Here is a 23145-nt window from a genome sequence, read left to right as displayed (position 1 = left end):
CGAAGGTGAATATGTCAATATGTTCATTATTTGGGGATCATTTTGATCCAAAACTCGGTTTCAACGTATTGTCTATCAGATACCCAGCCTTTAGCCTGTGTGTGGGCTCTATAGAAGACAATGACTCAAATTCGGATTCCACTTATCGAGCAACCCTTCCGATAGGGAATCGTCCTTGCGGTCGCCGCGACGATTTTGTACTATTCCGTATTTACGCCGCCCGGTAGTGGAGCGATCCAGGCTGGGCCGTTTGGCATCCTCAGCTACGGGATATGGCTCCACGGCCTCGCGTACGCCGGACTCGCAGTCACGCTTGCGTATGCCGTCCAAGACCGCCTGTGGCGGGATCGCTCTGTCCTGATGCTGGTCTTTCTTGTTGCTGTTGGCTACGGGGCGGGGATCGAGTTACTCCAATCAACGCTGGAAACACGGACCGTCGATGTCATCGATTTACTCGTGAACGCAGTCGGAGCAGCGATTGCTGCCGTCTGCTGGCAGATCTTGACCCAATGGATACGATTCTATTGAGTACGCTGGTTGGCGGACGTTGAAACACTGATCCAATGACGAACGCTTCAGTGAGCTTCTCTCACCTAGTCTCGCAATAGAGTACCAATTTTGCTCACACCTCTTGGGGTTTAGCCGCTAACTGCACCACCAGAAGCAGTAGGGAGAGCCATCCTGTGTGAACAGCGGGAGTGAAGTGTAAAACCGCGGGACGGCGAGGCAACAGCAGCACCAATCACCGACTAAGATAGTAGTTATCGTCAGATTTGTGCAAAAGGCAGTAGCCGTGAGAAAGACAGGAAGGGTCCAACCAGTATGGAGACCAGCCAAGGAACTGGGAAGGAAAATCAACCGCTGAGTGATTTTGTCAACGAACAGGAGTTGATGGAATGCGGTGCTAACACTGATGTTTGAAACGAATATTGTACACCACGAAAACTGGCCACGGTAGGGAGCACAAAAACTATCGTGGCGGTGGTGATCGCGAGTACCCCACTTTGTCCAGTGATCCGACAGCGATACAACTTTTCTCCATAACATCATCAAGGCGTGCCTGTGGGCGTGCAACGATGTCCTCCAAGACATATGGCAGGCGATGACAAGCCACCCCCAAACACGAAACGGCATGGCTGGGCCGACGCCGACGTGGGCGAACAGGTCCTTCAGACGAACCTCGGCCACTCTGCATGCAACAGAGCTACCGAAGCCATCAACAGCACCGTCGCCCGGTAGAAGCATAGCAAACAGGCCTCACCGTCGCACTGCACGACACCTCCTATCCGGGATGACTAACGGAGTACGAGGGTCCACGACAATTGCGTCCTTCTTTCCACTGGAAACAGCTGTCTCGAAGTCGTATCCATCCTCCGACCGCCAGGCGACAACCCGCAGGCCAAGTACTTCCACGATGACGGTTACGAGATGACCGGCCTGACACACCAGCACTCCGAAACGACGAACAGCAGTTTTCGCCATATCGGCACAAAGGCCGAGATGGTGTCCGGGATACCGGACGAAAGCGACGCCAAGTACAGCACGGTCCTCAGTCTCGACCTCAGTATCAAAGAAATCCACGTCGCCCTGACTGAGTGATTTTAGAGCGGGACCTACCCCAATCACCGACGTGGGGTGCCCGTGAAGGTGTGGGCGACTAGCTGGATGCCCAACGGCAAGCTGTTCCATGTCTGTGCGTTCCGCTGAGTGGACGCGACATGGTGTACAAGGCCGAAACGGCAGGTATCGACACCATGCAGGGCAGGTACTTCTGTTGGATACACCTCAACGCTGCTCAAAGTGCGCACTCAACTGCAGGAGCCCCGTTCTTCTCAGACACGATTCGATTGCCAGACGTATGGGTGCGGCGTTTACGCGGACAACGACGCGGTCGCCAGACCACATCTGGCGGACAGTAACGTCGCGTAGCGACTTTGCAACAGCACAGACCAGTGGCATGAAGAGACTATGTGAGGCACTGCTCCGCACGAAGGCAACACGTTACTTTGGCCAGATATTGAGGGCATCAAATGCGAACGGCAGTTACTCGCTTAGCTCCCATCAGATGTTAGCCCAGACTAGGGGTCTCCCACTCAGTTACCTTTTTGGAAGTTGGGTCTGGGGTCCCCCCTTGGATGGCTATGGCACGAAGAGTTTACTACTGCGATGCTGGCGACAACAATCACTATATTAGTCGGGAAGTGCTGCTGCTGTCATGCCGCTTGCTTGCGATTTGGGCGGGATCTACTGCGGCCTCACTGTTGGGGGAACGCGGTACTGCAGTGCATGCTGCTGCCGGTTTGACCGGGGCCCAAGCAGGCACTATGACGGACTAACTCGTGCTGCGGCGTCAAGCGATGGGCAGCCCTCGCGACAAGCAATACAATCTTGTGACACACGAACCAATATCCCGGCCGATAGCACGGCCCGAGTAGCTCACGTAGGACAGCCACGATAACTGCAGTAATCACTCGGATGGCGGATACCGCAGCTGACGGGGTTCATCTGGGTAGACATCGAGGTAGACGTCGACAGACCCTGGGTCGAGCTCAAACTCGAAGCCGTAGGGATCGATCGTCCGCAGCCAGGTACAGAGCCGCGGGACCAGTTGGTCGCTATCGAGCGGGTCAGTGTCTGTCGGCACCGTATATCGATCACAAAACCGCTCGAGAACTTCATTAGTAAACGAGGATGTCCGATATGTGGGGCTATCGGCGGTGACCCACTCTGGACGGTGCTGGTGCTCACGGAACCCATGGATGGTCGGTGTCAACACGGTCGCGTAGTGAAGCCCAGATGCGAGAAACGTCGGGACACTCGGCGCCGGTAGTGGGAGCCACGACGCCACGACATCTTCGGCCGTTGCCGCCCGCATCTGGCGGTTGCCGACAGGATCGGTGACGACATACCCACCTCCATCGGGGCGACAGGACGGAAGCGACTCACTGAGTGTCGGCACCTCCAGTGGCGGGTCCCAGCGGCCAAGACAGTCATCACCGGCCCACAACTCAACGGTGCCCGCCGGTGTTACCCACCATTCTGGGGGATCAACGTCTCGTGGATACACTACTAATTGCTCCGTCGCTTTGAGGCATCGCGTGGTCGAATACAGTCGTGTACGGTCGGGGGTCGTCTCACAAAACGGGTGAGAGAGAATCTCGGTGATTTGATTGGCTGTTGCCGTCGTATCAGCAACGATATACGCGGTCGTGTCTGCACGCCTGGCGTCGCTTACGGCGCCGATGAGGTCACCGCCAGCAAGGGTTTCATCGGCCACGATGCGGACCGGATGCGCGCAGCCCTTTCGGATGGCCTCGAAGTGGGCGTGTGCAAAGTTTCTTGCCTGGTGGAGGCGGCCACGCGTCGCAAACCACTCGACGATCTGCTGTTGCCGGTCGGCTGGACTGTCGAGATCGAGCCGTGCACCTGGATCCGATGGTGACGGGGCCTCGGGAGTCGCTCCCGGTGTCGTCCCCGATGGCTCACGAAGCACCGATTTGACGCTGAGATCGAACCGGTCCCAACCGGGCACAGCCGGCCACAGATCCTGCTCGTAGTAGGCGGGGACGTGATCGAGAAACGCTGGCAGCGTTTCGGCATCAACAGTCAACCACGGATCGACATCGAACGACGCGTATGCACGCCGTTGCTCCGAACTGAAGTGGCGCTCACGGACCGCATCGAAGACAGCGGGACTGCGGGCAAGTCGTTTCCGTCTAGTCGGTTGATGGGCGGCATCATACTCGAGGGCGCGAATCTGTTTTGCGTCGAGATACAACCGGGCAGATTCATGGGGCGCTTCGAGCAGCGGTGCGTCAGCGGCGACACTCCATGTGCCCTCAAGTGGCAGTTGCCACGAGGAGGTGATCGCCTCGTCAGTGAAGTATGTTGCCGGATCGAGCGTGCCGGCATTGAGTGCGGCCGCGTGGTCGCTGTCACTGATCCACTGGTGGTCACGATGATACAGTGCCACGCGGAGTGAGACCTCGCGGTCACTGCCAGCGTTTCGAACGACGACCCGGACGACATGTGGGAGCCGGCGATCGATGAGCGTCTCGAGATACTGTCGGAGTGCCGTCGACGGCGGTGACAGGTCCGGATACGGGGTTGTGACCCGTTTTTGCACTCGCTCCGAGGGTGGCGTCGGCCCGAGCAGGCACGCTGATAGTGCGGGAGTCGTCCCGAGTGAGGTCGCTTCGACGAGCTCGAATCCCATCGTCCGTGGCAACTCATCTTGGGCGGTTCGAATGAGCGGCGCCGTCGCCTCGAGGGTCCGGTCGCCTGCGGCAAGCAGGAGTTCTTGTGTCTGAGCACCAGTGTAGAGTAGTGCCTCGACGACGTCATCTGGCTGGCGTGTGACAGCATACACAGTTCGGGCGATTGCATCGCCGAGTGGCGTCGTCACACGCTCAGCCGGCGTGTCGATACCGGGCCAGCGCAGTCGGAGGTACAGTGATTGATGTGACATACAAAAACCAGAAGTTAGAGTGAGAGATCAGCGTCGGCGTCGACGCTGGGCAGATGCGGCGAGACAAGCCCGCGCGGGAACACCCAAGTGTAGCCGTCGAGTGCTTTTTTGCCATCGGATGTATCCTTCCGATCGATATCGGGGAGGCCTTTGCTGAACCAACTCGTGTCCGGTGCATCCTTGTTGGTACACCACTGATAGATTCCCATCATCACCGAGTGACACTTGTTGACCTCAAGCTGTGCGTCGGCGGTTTCAGCGAGGAAGTCCTCCGCGACGACCCACCCGAACTCGGTGTAGCGCTGTTTTTTCTTATCAGCGCGCTCCCACTCCGGTGTCGCTTCGAATTCGGCAAAGTCACCGGTTTCTTCGCTCGGACGGCCCGTTTCATACATAATCGTCACATACGGGAGGTAACTCACATCGATGGGGACGTGTGGCGTCGTCACCTGACTCCACTCGCGTCTGAACGCGGTCTCACTCTCGTAGGTGAGCGTCTCATCGTCACGGGTGGTGACGATGTAGGTCCCGTCTTCGTTATGAGCGGTCGCACACCCATGGTCGACCTCGGTGAGATCTGCATCGGCCGGACAGCGCGTGACGACGTCGCCGTCGACGACGTGCGTGAGTATGCCGTCGGCGGTGAGTGTCCACACCGATTCGTTGTCACGTGTGACGAGCATTTCGCCGTCGATTGGCGGGATCGGATCACCCTGATACGTTCGAACGCCGTAGTCGGTGGTCTCGTTGTACGTCGCCCGGAGGGCTTTGTAGGCACGGTCAGCAGTTTGCTGGCTCGAGAGGACAAGGATCACGTGGCGATCCGCTGCCACGGCTCGCTCGACGTTCGTGAGGATGTTCGCTGGCTTCGAGCTGTTTTGCCACTCGGGTTCGACGTTGACAATGTCACTGTCGGTCTGTGTTTCCAAGACGTTGATGTAGCCGTTCTCCGAGCTAAGCTCTTGATCCGGCAGTGTCGTGCCGTCTTGTTCGACGCGACTGATCGTATCACCGCGAGCACGGGCGAACGTCATGAATCGCTCGCCGAGCCGGAGGTGGTCGTCACTACCGTCGGTTTGATGTCTCGTCTCAAGATCGACTTCAGCAGCCGACGTGTCCCAGTCGGTGTGACTGTCGAACTCATCGGACGAGACGGGTATAAACACTGGCGCCCCGCGAACCGGTGAATTGTCCCACGGGTTCTGGTCGTAGTAGTAGGCGTATCGCTGGGTGAAGTAACTGATTGCCGCCGGTGGGATCCAGAACCGGCCGTAGTAGCCATGCTCTGTCAGTGCTGGCTCCCAGCCGGCCGCTCCCCGGAGTAGCCGTCCAAACTCGGTGTGCCCGAGGACAGCTTCTTTGAGTGTTTCGACCTTTCGCCGATGCTGGAGTCTCGTATCATACCGTTTTCGCATCGCGTCATTGATTGAGACTGAATACGTCGTGCGGCCGTTGATATGTTGGTCATACTTGATGTGGAGGTACTCGTCGACGGGGATGTTGAAATTCGAGGTGAGACCGACTTTTTCGAACGGTCGACCCAGATCCGCGTTCCCCTCTTCTGTGATCAGGCGGGCGAGCCCGCGGTCGCCCTCGTATGTGTAGTCGGGCGACAGCGGCGCCAGTCGCGAGGTGAGATGGAGTTTGCCATCGCCGGGTTCAGCGAGTAGCTGATGAACGAATGGCTCACATGCCTCGGTGAGGGAATCGAAGACAGTGGCCATCATGTCATCATCGCATTTGCCGACGTCGGGGACTTCTTTGGACTCCTCGTTGACCAGCCGGCATGTCGATACGTCGCCCCCGACCGCGATCGGATCCAGATTCAAATCACCGACTTCGACGGTGTAGAGCTCGGGAAAGCTCTTGTTGACTGTTTCGCGAATGGCCTTCAAGCTGGGTTTAATCGCCTTCCCCGGGAAATCGTCGACCGTCGATTGCAACGCGCGGCCGTCGACGAAGTGTGGGGTAACATGGAGGGCGTGACACAGCACTGCCTCAATATCACCGCTTGAGAGCGGCACCGGTCGAGGATAGGTCAGCACTTCGACCGAAGCGTCAAACTGCTTTGTGAGTCGGGTGATTGCTTCGGCGACCCCATCCCCCGTCTTGTTTTCGAGTTTGTGTGCGTACGCGGGATCGACTGGTGGGGTGGCATGGATGATATTGCCTCGCGTGTGCCCGCCCTCGTCAGCAGGAATCCACAGTTCGGGGCGCTGTTCGCGTTTCTGGAATTGATTCTCAACCATCTCAAATGAGAGCGTTTGCTGGCTCATTCGAGTGGCCTCCGGCGTCGTTGGGTCGTGGGTAGCCGCGACGGACAGGTGTCGCGACCGGTCGCGTGTTCGAGCATCGTGCATGACCTACTGATGGGGGATTGGCAGTGGTCCTTTGGTGGATTCAGGGCCTGAATCCGCGTAACAATTATATATACTGGAGCCTGAGAGGTCACGGATATTTTCAATTCTGAGAATAGCAGCCATGCAAATATGCCGCTGGCTCTGGGAGCAGTCTCATAAGAATGCGTGCCAGTGCGCAGATCGTTTATCATGAGGAGGACTGTCCGTCGGCGATCGAACCAGTAATAAATGCGATCGGTCGTGATGATCGGCTCGGTCCCACGGGGGCCCCATTCTCGGACTTCAAGCAACGGGCATGTGAACTTATCACAATTATGTATGAGCGGGGTGCGTACTCGGGGTCGGATATTGACGAAAGGAGTCGAGCGGGAGTTACTGCCACCGAGTTCGATGATACGGAGCAGTTCTCACCCACGCAACAAACGCTCCACCAGAATCTGAAAACACTCGAGCAGTACGGCTATCTCGACCGTGATGGCTCCGGAGCGTCGGACCAGTTTGCGATCGCTGACGCTTGGATGACCGTGGATATCGATGGGGAAGGACTGGTTGATGCTGCTGGCTCGCCTTTGGGTCCGGACATCGATGGGGATGTTCCAGTGGAGACGATTGATGACGGTGAGTCAACTGGATCGTTACGGAATTATCAGCTGGCAGCCAAGCTGGCTGCAGACAACGCAGCGAATCTCACGCCTAATCAGCGGCTGGTCACCTCGATTTTCCGAACAGGTGGTGTGGTCGTCGGAATCGGCAGTGGGCTCCTGTTCGTCGCTGGCATACGTCTCAGTCCGCATCTCGTTGCTGCTGGCGAATCTGGCTTGTTGGCGGCGGCTACGCTCCTGATTGGGTGGCTTTGGTTTCAATTTATGGGGTCAGTCGCTGGGCGATCGGAGGAACGCCACGAGCGTGTGGGTCTCTCAGAGACAACCTAAACTACCCTACCCTATCCGCTCACGGCTGACGACATTTGCGCCTTGCAGGTTGAGCTTCCTACTTCGAGGATACGTTTCATTCGGATCCTTCGGTTCGGCGGTCCAGTTCTTCGAGGCTGCGCCCGGCGACGACGCCGACGCCGAAGCCGAGTGGGAAAGCGAACACAACAGTGGTGAGTAGCTCAGGGTAAGCCGTTCTGTGCGTTCACCACGTTCTCATCGCTATTCTTGACCGCTTCCCACCACGTCTTCAGCACAGCAATTGTGACGAGGGACGGTGGTTGTTCAACCTCGATACAGGATTTCCGATGCTTGTCGAGATCGTCTGGCGGATGAAAATGCTGCACGGGTTTCTTTGTGGATTGATTTACTTCTTCGCGTCTGAATCTGAATTCCAATCCTTTCTCTCGATAGTGGTATTTGTAATCTCCATTCTGCCACCACTGAATATCGAAATATCCGCCTCGTTGATGGATGCCGGGCATAACAGTAACCCGGGCTGCTCTATGAGTTCCGTCTCTCCTCGGGGAGAACGGTTCCCCCTTTTGATACTGAAACTGGACTTCGAAAACTCCCGTATCGAGTTGCCGACGCATGCGCTCTACGCTTTCATCAATCGCGTCCGAATCGATCGGTGACCCGTTCCCGAGCCCCATTTTTAGCGTGGGGTCTGGTTGAGAGCGTAGTCAGTTGTCTGTTCAACTCGGTGTCTCTCTCCCCGTTCGGTTCCGGTGTATGTCCGTTCTTTCGCCTCTTTGAGGCGGTAGGCAGCTCGGAGGTAGTTGAATTCTTGTTCTGCTGTCCGCCAGTGGGACATGTCCTCGAGTTCATCCTGGCTGAGGTCCTTATCTGAAACGAGGAGCTCCTCTGGGGTGGTTGCCCCATATTTGTCTTTGTAGTCCGCGAGTTCCTGCTTTACTCGTTGGATTTGATCGACGAGTGTTTCGCTAGCGGAGAGCTGGCTGATTTGTTTGAGGAGATACCAGTCGGGATCTCGCTCATAGACCGTTCCAGCGTCCGTCTGGTGGCTTCTAACCGTCCCTTCGTCGGCAAGTTTGTTGAGCGTAGTTCTGGCTTTTGATTCTGAGACCACAGCTATATCCGAAATCTCACGTGCAGATTTCGGGGTCGTTGTTCGGCTGATCACCGTGCGAATTCGCTCGTCGGCAGTCGTGTCTGTTTTCCACTCTGCGGTTGCGAAGTCGTTGATGTCCTCAAAGTCGTCATCATCAATATCGAACGGATCGATGTCATCCACGGTCACTGGTTCGTCCGGTAGCTCCTCCTCGGTGGGGAACGTATCGGGTCCGGTCGGTGCTTCGCCAGTCATGTATCGCCCTACACTCCGAAAACACATATATCTTTCCAGCATAGAAATATACGCTACAGCTTAGTGACGGCGTCGATACGGCGACGAATTCGTGGCCGTCGACTTCAGCACGATTGAGTTCACCGATGACTATGTCCGTGAGAACATGGCCTACGGTGAGTACATGAACCGGCGGTTTCACGGCTGGGGATTTGCGAAGCTCTATGCACAGATTCGCTACAAAGCCCCAAAAAAGGGGGATTCCCGTTGAGACGGTAAATCCCTGCAACACATCGAAGGTATGTCACGCCTGCGGTTCTCGTAGATTGGACTGGCCTGTCGAACCAGACCAATCACAACCATCTGAACGTTCTTGTCGCTGCTGGACACGTCGAAACGGTTCACAGACGGTACGAGGCGGATGCCCCGACCCTTGAGGTCGGGGAGGAAGCCGACAACCGATGACGCAATCCACGATACGATGGCTGGCCGACTCCCTGGCGTTCAAGTAACTACAATTATATATGTGAAAATACGGTGGAATACCGTCGTACCGCAGTCATCAAACTCGACACTCCCGAAGGAGCCGACGATTCACTTCGAGAGACTGTCGAACAGTTCAAACACTGCGCTTTGAGTGTCTGGATTGTGGCTACCAGAACCACGCTGACTACAACGCGGCGAAAAACATCGGTTTGCAGTATCTCCGTCGTCGGCAAAACGCAACGACGGAGGCGCACCCGTAGATGTGCGCTTGAATCGCGGGACGCTGAACGTGAGCGGGGGGTACGTTCCCCCTGCCTCTACTGAGGCATAGAACGGGAGTCCATGCGAAAGCCTTGGGGCTTGGCCCCGAGGCGATTTACAGATCTAATATTTCATCAATCGCAGTGCATGTGGCGCAACATGTATGACGTAGAGGACCGTACTACCGAATATGGCGGCTGAAGATGCACCCGAGGAAACGAAAGTCAGCGACCGAGGGATGGTCACAATTCCAGCGTCGCTCCGTCGGCGCCTCGATATCGAGCCCGGTGACAAACTCCGCTGGAACGTCGATGATGAGGGAGATCTCTCCGTAGAGGTTATCAAGCAACGGTATGGAGCATTTGCAGACGACGACATGAAGGCCCCGATGGGCGGTGATAGCCTCGAATCACACGATATCGCGGGGAAAGAAGAAGACTCAGCGTTTGCGGAGGACGGCTGAATGGCGGTTACAGTAGTCGATTCTAATATCCTCATCGACTACAAGGATACGAGTGCAAATACCCGCCACGAACGGGCAGAAAGTATCGTCCACGCTATCGACAGAGGCGATCTTCCGACTGCCCGGGTTACGAACTACGTACTATTAGAGTCGTTGAACTGGATTCACGAGCGCCAGCGCCACGAAATAGCTGTAGATCTGAAGACCCGTCTTACCGAATCGGCTGGCTTCGAACTGGTCCACTGCGCGCAGAAGGACTTCCCCACCGCTGTGGAACTCTTTGAGACTTACAAGGGCCTCTCGTTCGGTGACGCAACCATTGCCGCGTACATGCAGCGAACTGGTATCGAGTATCTGTACTCGTTTGACGACGACTTCGACGGCATCAAGGCCATTACCCGGTTGAACACACCCGATAACCCACACAATTGACACAGAAGAAGCGAAAACCAACCACGTCGTAAGCTAACCCACGGCTAAAGCCGTGGGCTTTCAGCGTGGCGGTGTTCAGATAAGGATGAAGAGTGAGGCGGTTCGTTTTCTGAGTGATCTATGCCCGAAAACGACCGCCTCGACGGCCGTTTGAACGAGATTGAGTTAGGTTTTGTGGAACGAGAGGCGACACCGAAATTGCTGATGAAGCTCGGTATTCAGCTCCATCTTGCTGGCCTATCACTTTCGGATACAATTTCTATTCTTGATATATTTGGTGTCAGTCGAGCTCGATCCACCGTTCACAACTGGGTTCACAAGGCAGAGCTACAGCCCGAAGCTGGTCGAAGTCCGGATCACGTCGCGGTCGACGAAACAGTGATCCGACTCAATGATGAGCAATATTGGCTGTATGCTGCTGTCGATCCTGAAGCAAACGAATTGCTACATACAACGCTTAAACCAACGACAAACAAGGTAATCGCTCATACGTTCTTTGCTGAACTCCGCGAGAAACACGACGTCGATGACGCCGTGTTTCTCATCGACGGCTCGCACTCATTGAAAGACGCCTGTCGCCGTCACAGCCTCGATTTCAGATATGAACGTCATGGAAATCGGAACAGTGTCGAACGTGTCTTTCGAGAGATAAAACGACGAACTACCAGTTTCTCAACTGTTTCAGCAACGCCGAAGCAGATACCGCCGATAATTGGCTTCGATCTTTCGCCTTCGCATGGAATCAGCTTATCTGAACACTACCATCACTCCCGACCCGAAGTCCTTATACGGTGCCACATATGTCCATTCTATGAATGACCTCGGGGTGGCGCTACCGTACGCTATCGATAACTGGAGTAACCGTATTTAGCGCGCTAGCCGTACTGGTAGCGAACCATGCCGTTTCACAGCAGCTCATCACGACGTACATACCTCTGTTCAATAACCTTGAAGTGGAGGTGATGCAAGACCGAACCCTTCGACGTGCACTTCTACTCAGTATTGGAGTCACTGTTGGGGCGCATATCCCTCTTTATAAACCTCGGCCACGACGGATTCTGGACATCGTTTTCCTCACACAAAAACGGGTCTTGGTGACTGGGCTCGCACTCGCTACGCTTGGATTTTTCGAGTGGTCTTATCGGTTGCCTCGAGCGACGCTGGTAATGTTCACCACTACTCTACTCCTCCTGTTACCGGGGTGGTTCATCACCATTAGACGACCGAGACGTGATCTATCAGAGCGTACCGTTCTGGTCGGAGACGATCTCGCCCAGATGCAGTCAGTCCGTGATATTATCGACGGTAACGTGGTTGGGTATCTCTGTCCAACGAACTCACTTCCGGTCGAAGAACCGGAGAAAATCATCGCTGACGGAGGCGGTGTAGAGGGGCTGAACGATCTGCAGTATCTCGGTGGGCTTTCTCGAATTGAGGACGTGCTCGTCAACCAAGACGTCAATACGGTTGTCCTCGCATTCGAGGACACAGATCGGGGTGAGTTCTTCGGTATATTGGACGCCTGTTATGAACACGGTGTTACCACCAAAGTCCATCGAGACTACGCTGATACGGTACTCACTGCTGATGCCGACGTTAAGGAATTGGTAGATGTACAGGTCGAACCTTGGGACTGGCAGGACTACTTCCTCAAGAGAGTGTTTGATCTCCTATTTGCTGGGATCGCTCTGCTCATCCTCTTGCCAGTGATCCTGAGTATCGTTGCGGCGATCAAGATCGAGAATGAAGGGCCAGTGCTGTTCAGTCAGCAGCGGACGTACCTGTTCGGCGAGACGTTCACGGTCTACAAGTTCCGGACACTGAAACCGAAGAAAGGTGGTGAGGTCGGGACAACTATCGACGAAGATCGTCACACTCCACTCGGCGAGTTTCTTCGAACGACACATCTAGACGAGATCCCACAACTCTGGTCGATCCTCATCGGCGATATGAGCGTCGTCGGTCCGCGGCCCGCGCAGACGGAGATTGAGAATGAATTTGAAACAGTCGAGCCGAAATGGCGCCAGCGTTGGTTCGTCAAACCCGGACTCACAGGATTAGCACAGATAAACGACATGATGAGTACCGAACCAGCCGAGAAGTTCCGATACGACCTTCAGTACATACGGAATCAGTCGCTATGGCTTGACGTGAAGATCGTCATTCGGCAAGTCTATAAGGTATTCCTCGACGTAGGCGGGCTCTTCAACGAAGATTGATGTACGCGTAGTAGAGAGTACAGCTGGCCGTAGAAGTCGAATTTGCTGGTTCTGATGTCCAGTAACGTGAGATCTCGATAAGGCTACAGTTGATGAGTAGTCCGAACGAAGATTACGTCGAGGCCGTGACTGTCGTCTGTTCTTCGATGATATCATTGAGAATGCGATCAAGGTCTGTCGTCGGGTGCCATCCGAGTACCGATTCAAGCTTGGAGACGTCCGGCTCTCGTTGCTGGGGGTCTTCGAAGTCCTCGCTGTACACCTCTTCGTAGGGAATATATGTGATTTCGGAGTTGGATTCGGTGAGATTGATGATTCGCTCCGCAAGTTCCTTGATTGAGGTCGCTTCCGGTGCGCCGACGTTGATCACTTCGCCGTGAGCTTCGGGTGTCGTCAGGAGTTCGTAAGTTGCTTTCACCGCCTCAGTGACGTGTGTGAAGCTCCGGGTCTGCGTTCCGTCTCCATACACTGTTAGCGGTTTATTCTCGAGTGCTTGTTCGACGAACCGGGGAATGACCATCCCGTACTGACCCGTCTGGCGCGGCCCGACGATGTTGAAGTAGCGACCGACGGCAACCGGAAGATCGTGATCTCGGTAATAGGCGAGGGCAAGTGACTCATCAACGGCCTTCGCGGAGGCATAACTCCAGCGGAGTGAAGAGGTGGGTCCAAGCACTCGGTCGTCCGACTCGGCGAACGGAACGGCTTCAGCCTTCCCGTACAGTTCCGACGAGGAAGCGATGAAGACGGGAGTCTGGTCGTCGACCGCGGCGTCGAGGACGTTTTCTGTCCCGATCAGGTTCGTTCGCATTGAGCGGAGCGGTTTGTCGACGATACGCTGGACTCCGACAGCCGCCGCAAGGTGGAAGACGCGGTCTGACTGTTGGACGAGCGGCGTGATTGTTTCCTTGTCAATCACGTCACCTTCGATGAGTTCAACTCGGTTGTGATCGGTGAGATGGGAGACGTTGCTTGATCGTCCCGTGGAGAAGTCGTCGAAGAGAATGATGTCGTCGTCGGTCTCCTCGAAGAGGAGGGTAGCGAGATGGGACCCAATGAATCCACTTCCCCCCGTGATGAGTGTCTGCATGGTGGGTAGGTGTTGGATGTGTGCAGATAAGGACACCGATTAGGTCAGGAGTTGTAGGTCTAGTCGATCTAGAGGTGACATAGTTGGTTGATTCGCGGTCTGAGCGTCCGACGCTGGATTCGGGCTATTCGGATCGGCGTCGTCGACATCAGTAAAGTCGTGGGACTGGCTGCTGCCTTGTGTTCAGATAAGAATTGAGAGGTGGGGAGTAGTATTTTCTGAGTACTTCATGCGCAAAAACGCTAGCCTCAGCGGTAGTATCAGCTTCACCACTGGGCCGTGGGGGGCGTTGCAGACTTGGAGTTCCTCAATGATCGGGATCGCTTGAGGGTTCCGCGTGTCACCCGTGACGAGTTTAAACGTGAGGATGTGTACGACGAATATATCTGAAAATCTGTTGAGGGGTCGACGATCGGTTAGATCTCTCGCGGTCGATCGAAGGTGTGTTGGCAGTTTAGGCTGGTACGAGGCGAACCGGGACTGGTACGAGTCGTTGATGTGGGCGTCGTAAGAGAAAGCGAAGCTCAGTCGAGATAGTATTCAACCGTCTGTTCGAGTCCCTGTTTAAATGTATACTCCGGTTCCCAACCAAGCGCTTCGATTTTCGCGGTTTCGAGTGCGTAGCGTTGGTCGTGGCCAGCACGATCGTCTACGAACTCAATCAGGTCCACCTCCGCGCCAACTGTATCGAGAATCGCTTCGGTCACTTCGAGGTTGGTCTTCTCGTAACTGCTCCCGATATTGTACACCTCGCTGATCTCTCCTTCCCGAAGGACCAGATCGAGTGCACGGCAGTTATCTTCGACGTAAATCCACTCTCGGACGTTCGATCCATCTCCGTAAACGGGGAGTGTCTCACCAGCAGCGGCATTCTTGATAAACTTTGGAATGAGTTTCTCGGGGTGCTGATGCGGGCCGAAGTTGTTGCACGTGCGCGTGATGAGCACCGGAAGGTCGTGTGTCCTTTCATAGCTCTGTGCGAGGAGATCGGCGCCTGCCTTCGTAGCTGCGTAGGGATTTCGTGGATTAAGTTGATCCGCCTCGGAGAATTTCCCATCGAGAATCTGTCCGTACACTTCGTCCGTCGAGATCTGTAGGAATCGGTCGATATTCGCGTCCTTTGCGGCGTCCAGAAGTATCTGTGTCCCTTCAACGTTCGTCGTGACGAACGGGTTCGCTCCTTCGATAGACCGGTCAACGTGGGACTCGGCTGCGAAGTTGACGACTGCGTCGACATCGTCAACGAGATCGCGAACGAGTTCCTGATTCCGGATGTCGCCCTCCACGAACTCGTGACGAGGATGGTCAAGAATGCCGTCGAGATTCTCCTTCGAGCCTGCATACGTCAGCGCGTCGAGCGTGACGACCTTGTCTGCGTCGTGTTCGTCCAGAACGTAGTGGACGAAATTCGAGCCGATGAAGCCAGCGCCGCCCGTGACGAGAATACGCATAATTCCCAGTAGTCGGTACGTATTTACATTCCTATCGGAAGACTCTCGATGTGCGCGTACTCGTCGTCGGTGCGAATGGCCTGCTCGGGAGTAACGTGGTTGAGGCGGGGCGACGACGAGGCTGGATCGTCCACGGGACGTATCATTCCTCTCAGCCGGCGTTTGATATCCCACTCTCGCAGTTCTCGCTAGAAACGTCCGATCAGTTCGGCGATCTCCTCGACGAACACGCTCCTAACGTAGTCATCAACTGCGCAGCGATGACCGACGTCGATGCCTGTGAGCAGGCGCCGGAACGGGCGCAGGCTATCAACGGCGAGGCGCCCGGAGAATTGGCAGACCACTGCAGGGCGTCAGAAACCGAGTTCGTTCACATCTCGACGGACTACGTCTTCGACGGAGAGCAACGCAGTCCGTACGACGAATCGGACGATCCAAATCCGATTCAAGTGTACGGGGAGTCGAAGTTACTGGGTGAACGCAACGTCCGAGATGAATACCCCCAAGCCTTGATTCCTCGGCTCTCCTTCGTCTGGGGCGTTCACCGAAGCAGCGATAATCTCACTGGGTTTCCAGCGTGGGTTCTCGACCAACTACGTGCTGAGGAGTCCGTCCCGCTGTTCACGGATCAGTGGATCACCCCTACTCGTGTCGGGCAAGCCGCTGAGGCAATCTTGGATCTCATCGCCGCGAGCGAGAGCGATCGGTACCACATCGCCTGTCGCTCCTGTATCACCCCGTACGAGTTCGGAGAGATCCTTGCAGATCGTATCGGCGCGTCGAAGAGCTTCCTCACCGAGGTATCGATGGATGATGTCTCGCGTGATGCAGCTCGCCCACTCGACAGCTGTCTCGCCGTCGACAAGATCGAAGACGCACTCGGGCGATCGCAGCCCACACTTTCTGCAGATATCGACACAGTCTGGGATATCTGGGACTAGATCTGGTACTGGTCGCGGTTTTCGAGGAAGTACTCGCGTGCCTCGCCGGGGAAGTCCTCGAAGCGCAGCACTTTCTGGCAGTCGAGTCCCGGGCACTTCATGACTCGGTTGTCCTCGAGTTCGTTCGCGGCGACTATGGTACCACAGGCCGGACAGGTGTATGTGATGATCCGCATGGTTAGAGTTTGAGCTGTGAGTTCTCACCGACGACGAGTCGGCGCCCCTCTGGGAGGAGTTCGTCGGCACTCTCAACATCGGCGTTCCGACCGAGCAGGCTGTCGACGATGCGACCCGACGCACTCAGCGTCGAATCGCCGATGACGACACTGTTCTCGATATGGATGTCTTCGAGCGTCGAGTTCGCCCCGATAGACGTGTACGGCCCCACGTACGTACCGTGCTTGATAGTCACGTTCTCGGCGATCGAGACGGGGCCACGAACGACTGCTCCGTCCTCGATAGTCGCTGACTCGGCGAGCCCGATGCGCCCCTCGGTCTCGGCACCGTCTTCGACGACGCCCGCCGTTTCAAGCTCCTTGTCTTCGAGCACGAGCCGGTTCGCTTCGAGGATGTCCGTGGGCTTGCCTGTGTCCTTCCACCAGCCGGTCACGACCTGCGAATCGATCTCGTAGCCGTCTTCCAAGAGTAACTGAATCGCATCAGTGATCTCGAGCTCGCCCCGCCACGACGGTTCGAGGTCGTCGATGGCGTCGAACACTGCCGGCGAGAAGACGTACATCCCGATGAGTGCGAGGTTCGTCGGCGGGTCCTCGGGCTTTTCGACGAGCTGTATGGCGTTTCCGTCGTCGTCGACATCCGCGATCCCGAACGCTTGGGGATCGTCGACTTTCTGAAGGGCGATACCCGCCCCGTAGTCGCCACGCTCGAAGCTCTCGACGAGCTCCGCGATCCCAGACTTGAGGATGTTGTCGCCGAGATACATCACGAAGTCGTCGTTGCCGACGAAGTCGCGCGCACAGCCCGCGGCGTGTGCGAGGCCGAGGGGCTCACCCTGAACAATGTACGTGATGTCGACGCCGTACTTGGAACCGTCGCCGAGGAGTTCCTGAATCGCGTCGCGGCCCTTGTGGCCGAGGACGACGCCGATATCGGTGATCCCTGCCTCTTTGAGATCTTCGATCGCGTACTCGAGGACGGGCTTGTTCGCGACTGGAACAAGCTGCTTTGGCCCGGTGTGTGTGATTGGTCGGAGGCGAGAGCCGGTTCCGCCGGAAAGTAGGATGCCCTTCATCGTTAGTTAGGCGTCTCGTCCCAGTCCATAGGGATTTCGTCTGTGTCTGGAGGGAGGCGTTCTTCGTCCGGATCCTCGTAGTCGTAGAGGTTCGTCGGGAAGTTGAGGAGGATTGCCTGCTCGTTCCCGACGACTTTGAACCCGTGCCAACAGTCGCCCGGGATCCGGATGATCTGTTGGTCGTGCTCGCCGATGATGAATTTGTTCACCTCGCCTTTTGTCGGAGAGTCGTCGCGGTCGTCGTAGATGCCGACCTTGATTCGTCCTTGGGGGCAGATGAAGTGATCTATTTGGCCTCGTGTATGGCGGTGCCAAGCACGAATGACGCCCGGGTAGGACATTGAGTAGTATGACATTGCGGGTTCTGAATCGTATTCTCTCCAATCCTCGCGGAAGATCTCAACCAAGTGGCCGCGCTCGTCAACGTTCACTTTGAGGTCGCGGACTTCGACATCATGAATCATTCCAATACTGTGAATAGCCAGTATCCTATTTTAATGGAAGGGATACAGTAATGATTATGACTTTGCCAACACGTGATGAATAATTCAGAATCATAACAATATGACAGTCACTAAAATGGTTGTAGATGAAAGATATCGAAACATCCAGATTTATACACTAATCATATAGTAAGATAATATGGGTCGTAAAATAATCGCTTTTGAGGAATCAATTCTGGGTGTGGCAAAATAGGATGGGGAACTACGTATCAAATCTTGCGAAGCAGGGTGGTATTACGTTTATAGGGAACCTCTCTGGCCGTTTGTTTGGGTTCGCATATCTAGTCATTATCACTAGCTTAGTTTCTCCGAGTGTATATGGAACATTTACACTTGGTTTGTCTGTCGTACTTTTCATTCGTGGTATCTCAGATTTGAGTCTTCACCGATCAATAGGTTACTTTTTGCCAAAATTTTTACAAGAAAATGAAAAAGGAAAAGCAACGGGAATCTTATATATTGTGGCATTATTGTCAGTATTCACCACAACATTAGCAGCTGTTCTTCTGATTGTTACTTCTCAATCATTGGCCCGGCTTTTCGACGATCCTCTTCTCTCCACCATACTTCCAGTTCTTGCGTTAGCAATTCCCATAGAAGCCTTAATTAAATCTGTTGAATCCATATTCAAGTCAATTAGAGTTTTGAAATATAGGTCATATACTAAGGATTTTATTAGGCCAATATTTCGAATATCTGTTACATCTGCACTTCTTTTTTCTGGAGCTGGGATTTTTGGTTTAGTAATTGGACATATATTTGCACTTATCTCATCTCTAATTGCTGGATTAGTTTTTTTCTACCGAAAATGTGATTGGTTTAGAGATGAAACAGTAGATTATATTGGGAAAAGACAAATCATCTCATACTCTCTCCCTCTAGTCTTTGCAGGTGTTATCTATTCAATAGTTGGGCGCTTGGATCAATTTCTCATAGGATATTTTTTAGATTCTTCTTATGTTGGATTTTACCAGGTTTCCTTTATTTTAGCCTCTAACACACTTATTGTACTCAAGTCTCTCACTCCTGTGTTTAAACCAACTGTTGCCAGTGTACAAAATGAATCGAACCAGCTCTTGACTGTATATAGGAACGCGACCCGATGGATAACACTACTCACACTTCCAATTGCCACAACTCTTTTTCTTGCCCCTGAACTGTATCTTTCAACCTTCTTTTCCCCAGAATATACTGTTGCCACAGGTGCTTTCTTGGCTTTACTTATTGGATATCTATTTAATTCTTCCTGCGGTCCTGAAGGAATGATGCTTGAAGGGCTAGGATACACTAAATTAACTCTGGTGAATACGATAATACTCATATGTATAAACGGTATATTAGATGTTGCTCTAATCCCTAAAATAGGGATTCTCGGAGCCGGGATTGCCACAAGTATAGGCCTGGCAGTTGCTAGTTTAGTTGGCGTCGTTGAGATCTACTACCTTCGCGGAATCCACCCTTACTCGATGGATTGGCTAAAGCTCTGGATAGCGATTTTGCCAGCCGCAGCACTTGGAGCCGCTATTCTGTCTAGAAATTTGCCCTCCGTACTTTTAGTGGTTATATTACCTAGCACTATTGTGATCGCATATGTTCTTTTTCTCATGTTGCTCTCCGGATTTACGGAAGAAGATCTGAGTATTGCCAAACAGGCTGATGAAAAATTTGATACCTCTATTTTTCAGAAGATTATACTGTGGGGTTCATAGATAGTTTGACTCATTTCAAATATATCCGAGATCCCTCAGCCGTGATTCAACGTTTCCCAGTTCTGGGCCCTCCCAGTTATCTGGTTCATACATCCCGGAGTCTGTTGAAGACAATTCTATCCAAGGGACTTGGATAATAGAGGGAATTGGGCGATATGCCGGATGTCCATATTGATTCCACTCCCCAAGGGCATTTCCATGATCCGATGTGATAACGAGTTTATCAGCCTCAACATTATTCACTAAAATTTCAATATTTCTGAGAACCTTACGCAGATTCTCTCGATAGTGTTTCCAAACTATCTCTTTTGCTATCTCGCCGTTTTCTAAGCGGGACCAGACACTTTGAAATTCATCATAAGATCCTTGTCCTGTTTTCCGTTCAACGGTGTCGGAACCTCCTAGCTCTGGGGAAGATAAAAATGGCTCATGAGGCTGCATATAATGAACTAATAGACGGGAGAAATTTTGCGTTCGACCTACTGATATTGCTCGGTCTGTGATAGGTTCCATAGTAATTGTTCCCAGTTCGTTATTCCATGCATATTTCCAAACTTCGTCAACCAACGCCATTTTTGACGGATCAACGAATTCCGCACTATTCGGATTACCCGTAATATATGCTGTTTCAGCTAGTTCCTCATTAACCGCCTCGGAAAAAGTCCGTTCCATCCAAACTGGTGTCTTGGTTGCTAAGGAGTATGATTTTCCAATTTCAGGTAAATAATCAAATTCAGGTGCCACTTCATTCATGAGATCATAACGACAAGCATCAAGAATTAACATTACATCCCATTCTTTTTCAAATATATTCTGGGATGGATATATCCTTGATGAATGCTTTCCAACAATATCGATAGATTTTGAGAGGGCTTTTTTAATTATTTCTTGCATTACTATTATCTATGATTCTGTGATCAGAGTGTCTCGTATCATGGAAACAATTAATTATGCCTTCTGTCGTAGATATTGTTGATGCCTGATATGGCTTCTGATTCAGATGAGATCTCAGTTGGGTTTATATTAGTTGGTGACAATTCGACTGCGAGTTCTCGACATAGGGTTTTGGATCCAACGAAATTCTTCGATGATTCTATAGAATGCCGATTTTTGTCGCTAAATTCGAGCCATAACTTTGAATTATCTCGGACAATATTTTTCTTATTCAATTTTTTACTTTTAACATGGAAAAGCGATATAATCTATATACAGAAGGCTATACTTCCGAGAGTAGTATTCAAATTAACCGACTTCCTTCGTACTAAGGTCGTGTTTGATTTTGATGATGCGATTTACACTTCCCCAGAGTGGGAAGACGATGATCCTGAAAGACGAGAACGGTTAATTACAGCACTAGAATCTGCGACAGTAGTAATAACCGGAAACCCTAATCTTTCGACGTTTGCTGAAGAGTATAACGATAAAGTATACACCTTGCCCACACCGGTCCCAAAAGACGATATGATTTCGGGGATATCTGAGTCAGATACTGTTACGATTGGTTGGATTGGTGGAGCTAACAATTTGAGATACCTAGAATTGATTGAGGAACCTCTCCTTCGTATTTTAAACGATTATAAAACAGAGCTAGTCATTGTTAGTGGGACAGAATTACCAGACAACATCTTGGAATCACATGGAGATATTGAACATCTTGTGTGGGAATTGGAAAAAGAGCATGAACAACTTTCAAGATTCGATTTTATGATCCGACCTATGGCAGATACTGAATGGATTAATGGAAAAGGCGGATACACATCGATAATACGCTGCATGTCTATAGGAATCCCGGTTATCGCTTCTTCAATTGAGCCTTTAGAGAAAATTACTAATCCTGGCAACTCTATTTTATTCGCAAGCACGAATAAGGAGTGGTATTCCAAAATGGAGGAATTAATCGACAATCCTGAAAAGAGGCGAGAAATTGGAATCAAAGCTAGACAAGAGGTTAGTCGTCAAAAACTTTGGACAGAAGATTATGCTAATGAATTACAAGATATTCTCAAATCAGTTGCTAAATGAAATCATTTAGTTATGAGCAATGAATCTCTATAGCCATGCTATCTGACCTCACTTCGGTCAAGCAAGTCGAAAACATTCTAGTTTTTATTTCGGATAGTTTACGTTTCGACGAACTTCCTAACTCTGTGAAATCCAACTCTATGTGGGGTCGTGCGATTGCAGCATCTACATTTACTGGATCGGGATTTCCATCTATTATGACTGGTAAATATCCAGTCAATCACCGAGTATGGGAATTAACGGATACGTTACCCGCAACACCAAATTTGTTGAATGCTACGTCGAACTCTGGGATTGACGCAACTAACGTCTGGGCTACAGTACCTGATCCAGAAAACAAACCGCCTCTCCGAATGTGCCATGAACAAGATAATACAACTATAGATGACATTGAATCCCCATTTACACTCGTTATTCACGATCAGGGGGGCCATATGCAGTATGGTAAGGGTGAGCAGGCCCAGTGGAATTCACATAAGGAGTTTTTCACGGATTTAGCAGACGATCCCAGCCGAATTAGGGACTTGTATCGTGAGGGTGTAGATGAGTCAATGAACCGATTCTCAAATATCTGTGCTCAGCTAAAATCTAGAAAAGAGTTTGAGAATACGCTGGTCATTCTGACGAGTGACCATGGTGAACTCCTCGGGGAGTATGGTGGCCTGTATGACCATGGCGCTCCTGTTGTTCCTGAACTCGTTTCTGTGCCAATGGTGTTTATGGGTGCTAATCTCCCTACTAATGAGGAGATTGATGTATTACTTTCAACAACAGATATTGTTCCGACTGTGTTTGCTGCATTAAATAAAACGGTTCCTTCTCACGTCAATGGATATGATATATGGAACCGCGACTCAGAAAGAATCAATAACCGGATTGTCCGTTCGGAAATCTGGCGTCAGCCGGACTATCCGATGATGTCGTATCAGGCTAGTTCGGCGTGGACCTCTAAAGGAGGTATCGTTCGACATTTAAATTCGATCAGTTCAAGACTTAGCTATCTTCTCGCATACGAGTATTATTATGCTCCATATTCAAATATGGTCCGTAAACTATCTTCAGGGACGATGAAACAATTGAAAGCATATCTGAAGCCAGAGATCACTTATGGCGAATTCAGCAGAGATAGTATCCAGTTCCCACAGGACTTCGAATCTGAGCAGCAATCCGATGCGACTACAGAAGGCCCAAATAAGCGCCAATTACGCGATCTGGGTTATCTTGAATAATTCTTACTTTTATTTTAT

General features: G+C 52.5%; 20 protein-coding genes and 3 pseudogenes. 13 read left to right on the top strand and 10 right to left on the bottom strand.

Features of this window, described 5'->3' with window-relative positions:
- The first annotated feature begins 195 nt into the window (after nucleotides 1–195).
- Together BLU18_RS07635 and BLU18_RS14840 are read left to right on the top strand one after the other, a co-directional pair.
- The gene (locus tag BLU18_RS07635; RefSeq protein ID WP_245697902.1) at nucleotides 196–528 is read left to right on the top strand and encodes a VanZ family protein; all 333 of its coding nucleotides are present in this window, start codon (nucleotides 196–198) and stop codon (nucleotides 526–528) included.
- Nucleotides 529–1092: 564 nt separating this feature from the next.
- A complete protein-coding gene (locus BLU18_RS14840; protein ID WP_176791200.1) occupies nucleotides 1093–1239 on the top strand; it encodes a hypothetical protein in 147 nt (48 codons plus the stop codon).
- Nucleotides 1240–2467: 1228 nt separating this feature from the next.
- On the opposite strand, the gene BLU18_RS07630 is transcribed toward BLU18_RS14840, so the two are convergent.
- Together BLU18_RS07630 and BLU18_RS07625 are read right to left on the bottom strand one after the other, a co-directional pair.
- Nucleotides 2468–4468, bottom strand: a complete 2001-nt coding sequence (locus tag BLU18_RS07630) for a hypothetical protein (RefSeq protein WP_245697900.1) — start codon at nucleotides 4466–4468, stop codon at nucleotides 2468–2470.
- Nucleotides 4469–4482: 14 nt separating this feature from the next.
- Nucleotides 4483–6744 carry a hypothetical protein gene (locus BLU18_RS07625; RefSeq protein WP_092633661.1) on the bottom strand — a complete coding sequence of 754 codons (2262 nt, stop codon included), beginning with the start codon at nucleotides 6742–6744 and terminating at the stop codon, nucleotides 4483–4485.
- 245 nt (nucleotides 6745–6989) lie between these two features.
- Here BLU18_RS07625 and BLU18_RS07620 point away from each other — a divergent pair, with 245 nt between their 5' ends.
- Entirely contained in the window at nucleotides 6990–7760 is a 771-nt protein-coding gene (locus BLU18_RS07620; RefSeq protein WP_143025248.1) for a hypothetical protein, read from the top strand.
- A gap of 182 nt (nucleotides 7761–7942) precedes the next feature.
- On the opposite strand, the gene BLU18_RS07615 is transcribed toward BLU18_RS07620, so the two are convergent.
- Both BLU18_RS07615 and BLU18_RS07610 read right to left on the bottom strand, forming a co-directional pair.
- On the bottom strand, nucleotides 7943–8416 hold the full coding sequence (locus BLU18_RS07615; RefSeq protein WP_092633515.1) for a toxin-antitoxin system TumE family protein: 474 nt from the start codon (nucleotides 8414–8416) through the stop codon (nucleotides 7943–7945).
- A 2-nt stretch (nucleotides 8417–8418) separates the two neighbouring features.
- The gene (locus BLU18_RS07610) at nucleotides 8419–9090 is read right to left on the bottom strand and encodes a DUF7342 family protein (protein WP_092633513.1); all 672 of its coding nucleotides are present in this window, start codon (nucleotides 9088–9090) and stop codon (nucleotides 8419–8421) included.
- Nucleotides 9091–9220: 130 nt separating this feature from the next.
- Between BLU18_RS07610 and BLU18_RS15015 the strand changes: the two are divergent.
- The 6 genes and pseudogenes from BLU18_RS15015 to BLU18_RS07580 form a co-directional block, all read left to right on the top strand.
- A pseudogene (locus BLU18_RS15015) lies at nucleotides 9221–9452 on the top strand (IS200/IS605 family accessory protein TnpB-related protein); the annotation flags it as partial.
- A 249-nt stretch (nucleotides 9453–9701) separates the two neighbouring features.
- Nucleotides 9702–9886: pseudogene (locus tag BLU18_RS15095) on the top strand (zinc ribbon domain-containing protein); the annotation flags it as partial.
- A gap of 120 nt (nucleotides 9887–10006) precedes the next feature.
- A complete protein-coding gene (locus tag BLU18_RS07595; protein ID WP_092633511.1) occupies nucleotides 10007–10279 on the top strand; it encodes an AbrB/MazE/SpoVT family DNA-binding domain-containing protein in 273 nt (90 codons plus the stop codon).
- Entirely contained in the window at nucleotides 10280–10711 is a 432-nt protein-coding gene (locus BLU18_RS07590; RefSeq protein ID WP_092633509.1) for a type II toxin-antitoxin system VapC family toxin, read from the top strand. It begins immediately after the preceding gene.
- 120 nt (nucleotides 10712–10831) lie between these two features.
- Nucleotides 10832–11466: pseudogene (locus BLU18_RS07585) on the top strand (IS6 family transposase).
- A gap of 411 nt (nucleotides 11467–11877) precedes the next feature.
- Nucleotides 11878–12930 carry a sugar transferase gene (locus BLU18_RS07580; RefSeq protein ID WP_394327332.1) on the top strand — a complete coding sequence of 351 codons (1053 nt, stop codon included), beginning with the start codon at nucleotides 11878–11880 and terminating at the stop codon, nucleotides 12928–12930.
- 112 nt (nucleotides 12931–13042) lie between these two features.
- Here BLU18_RS07580 and BLU18_RS07575 read toward each other — a convergent pair whose 3' ends face one another.
- Nucleotides 13043–14020, bottom strand: a complete 978-nt coding sequence (locus tag BLU18_RS07575) for a GDP-mannose 4,6-dehydratase (RefSeq protein ID WP_092633505.1) — start codon at nucleotides 14018–14020, stop codon at nucleotides 13043–13045.
- Nucleotides 14021–14544: 524 nt separating this feature from the next.
- Nucleotides 14545–15471 (bottom strand): dTDP-glucose 4,6-dehydratase, encoded by a 927-nt coding sequence (rfbB, locus tag BLU18_RS07570; RefSeq protein ID WP_092633503.1) that lies wholly within the window; start codon nucleotides 15469–15471, stop codon nucleotides 14545–14547.
- A 50-nt stretch (nucleotides 15472–15521) separates the two neighbouring features.
- Here rfbB and rfbD point away from each other — a divergent pair, with 50 nt between their 5' ends.
- Nucleotides 15522–16412: a dTDP-4-dehydrorhamnose reductase gene (gene rfbD, locus BLU18_RS07565; RefSeq protein ID WP_092633501.1), complete on the top strand. Its 891-nt coding sequence runs from the start codon at nucleotides 15522–15524 to the stop codon at nucleotides 16410–16412.
- On the opposite strand, the gene BLU18_RS07560 is transcribed toward rfbD, so the two are convergent.
- The 3 genes from BLU18_RS07560 to BLU18_RS07550 are packed head-to-tail and all read right to left on the bottom strand — an operon-like array spanning nucleotide 16409 to nucleotide 18128.
- Nucleotides 16409–16588 carry a hypothetical protein gene (locus tag BLU18_RS07560; RefSeq protein ID WP_092633499.1) on the bottom strand — a complete coding sequence of 60 codons (180 nt, stop codon included), beginning with the start codon at nucleotides 16586–16588 and terminating at the stop codon, nucleotides 16409–16411. The two genes, rfbD and BLU18_RS07560, sit on opposite strands and share 4 nt — an antisense overlap.
- Nucleotides 16589–16590: 2 nt before the next feature.
- Nucleotides 16591–17664: a glucose-1-phosphate thymidylyltransferase gene (locus BLU18_RS07555; protein ID WP_092633497.1), complete on the bottom strand. Its 1074-nt coding sequence runs from the start codon at nucleotides 17662–17664 to the stop codon at nucleotides 16591–16593.
- 2 nt (nucleotides 17665–17666) lie between these two features.
- Nucleotides 17667–18128, bottom strand: coding sequence for a dTDP-4-dehydrorhamnose 3,5-epimerase family protein (locus BLU18_RS07550; protein ID WP_092633495.1), 462 nt, complete (start codon nucleotides 18126–18128; stop codon nucleotides 17667–17669).
- A gap of 233 nt (nucleotides 18129–18361) precedes the next feature.
- Between BLU18_RS07550 and BLU18_RS07545 the strand changes: the two genes are divergently transcribed.
- The gene (locus BLU18_RS07545; RefSeq protein WP_092633493.1) at nucleotides 18362–19876 is read left to right on the top strand and encodes a flippase; all 1515 of its coding nucleotides are present in this window, start codon (nucleotides 18362–18364) and stop codon (nucleotides 19874–19876) included.
- 15 nt (nucleotides 19877–19891) lie between these two features.
- Here BLU18_RS07545 and BLU18_RS14575 read toward each other — a convergent pair whose 3' ends face one another.
- On the bottom strand, nucleotides 19892–20770 hold the full coding sequence (locus BLU18_RS14575) for an alkaline phosphatase family protein (protein WP_143025247.1): 879 nt from the start codon (nucleotides 20768–20770) through the stop codon (nucleotides 19892–19894).
- A gap of 90 nt (nucleotides 20771–20860) precedes the next feature.
- Between BLU18_RS14575 and BLU18_RS07540 the strand changes: the two genes are divergently transcribed.
- Entirely contained in the window at nucleotides 20861–21898 is a 1038-nt protein-coding gene (locus tag BLU18_RS07540; protein ID WP_176791199.1) for a glycosyltransferase family protein, read from the top strand.
- 35 nt (nucleotides 21899–21933) lie between these two features.
- On the top strand, nucleotides 21934–23127 hold the full coding sequence (locus tag BLU18_RS07535; protein ID WP_092633489.1) for a sulfatase-like hydrolase/transferase: 1194 nt from the start codon (nucleotides 21934–21936) through the stop codon (nucleotides 23125–23127).
- Nucleotides 23128–23145: the final 18 nt, after the last annotated feature.

The sequence above is a fragment of the Haloplanus vescus genome (assembly GCF_900107665.1).
In the GTDB taxonomy this organism is placed as follows: Archaea; Halobacteriota; Halobacteria; order Halobacteriales; family Haloferacaceae; genus Haloplanus; species Haloplanus vescus.
The sequence above is the reverse complement of the archived record's forward strand: the minus strand, read 5'-3'. Positions and strand labels throughout refer to the sequence as shown.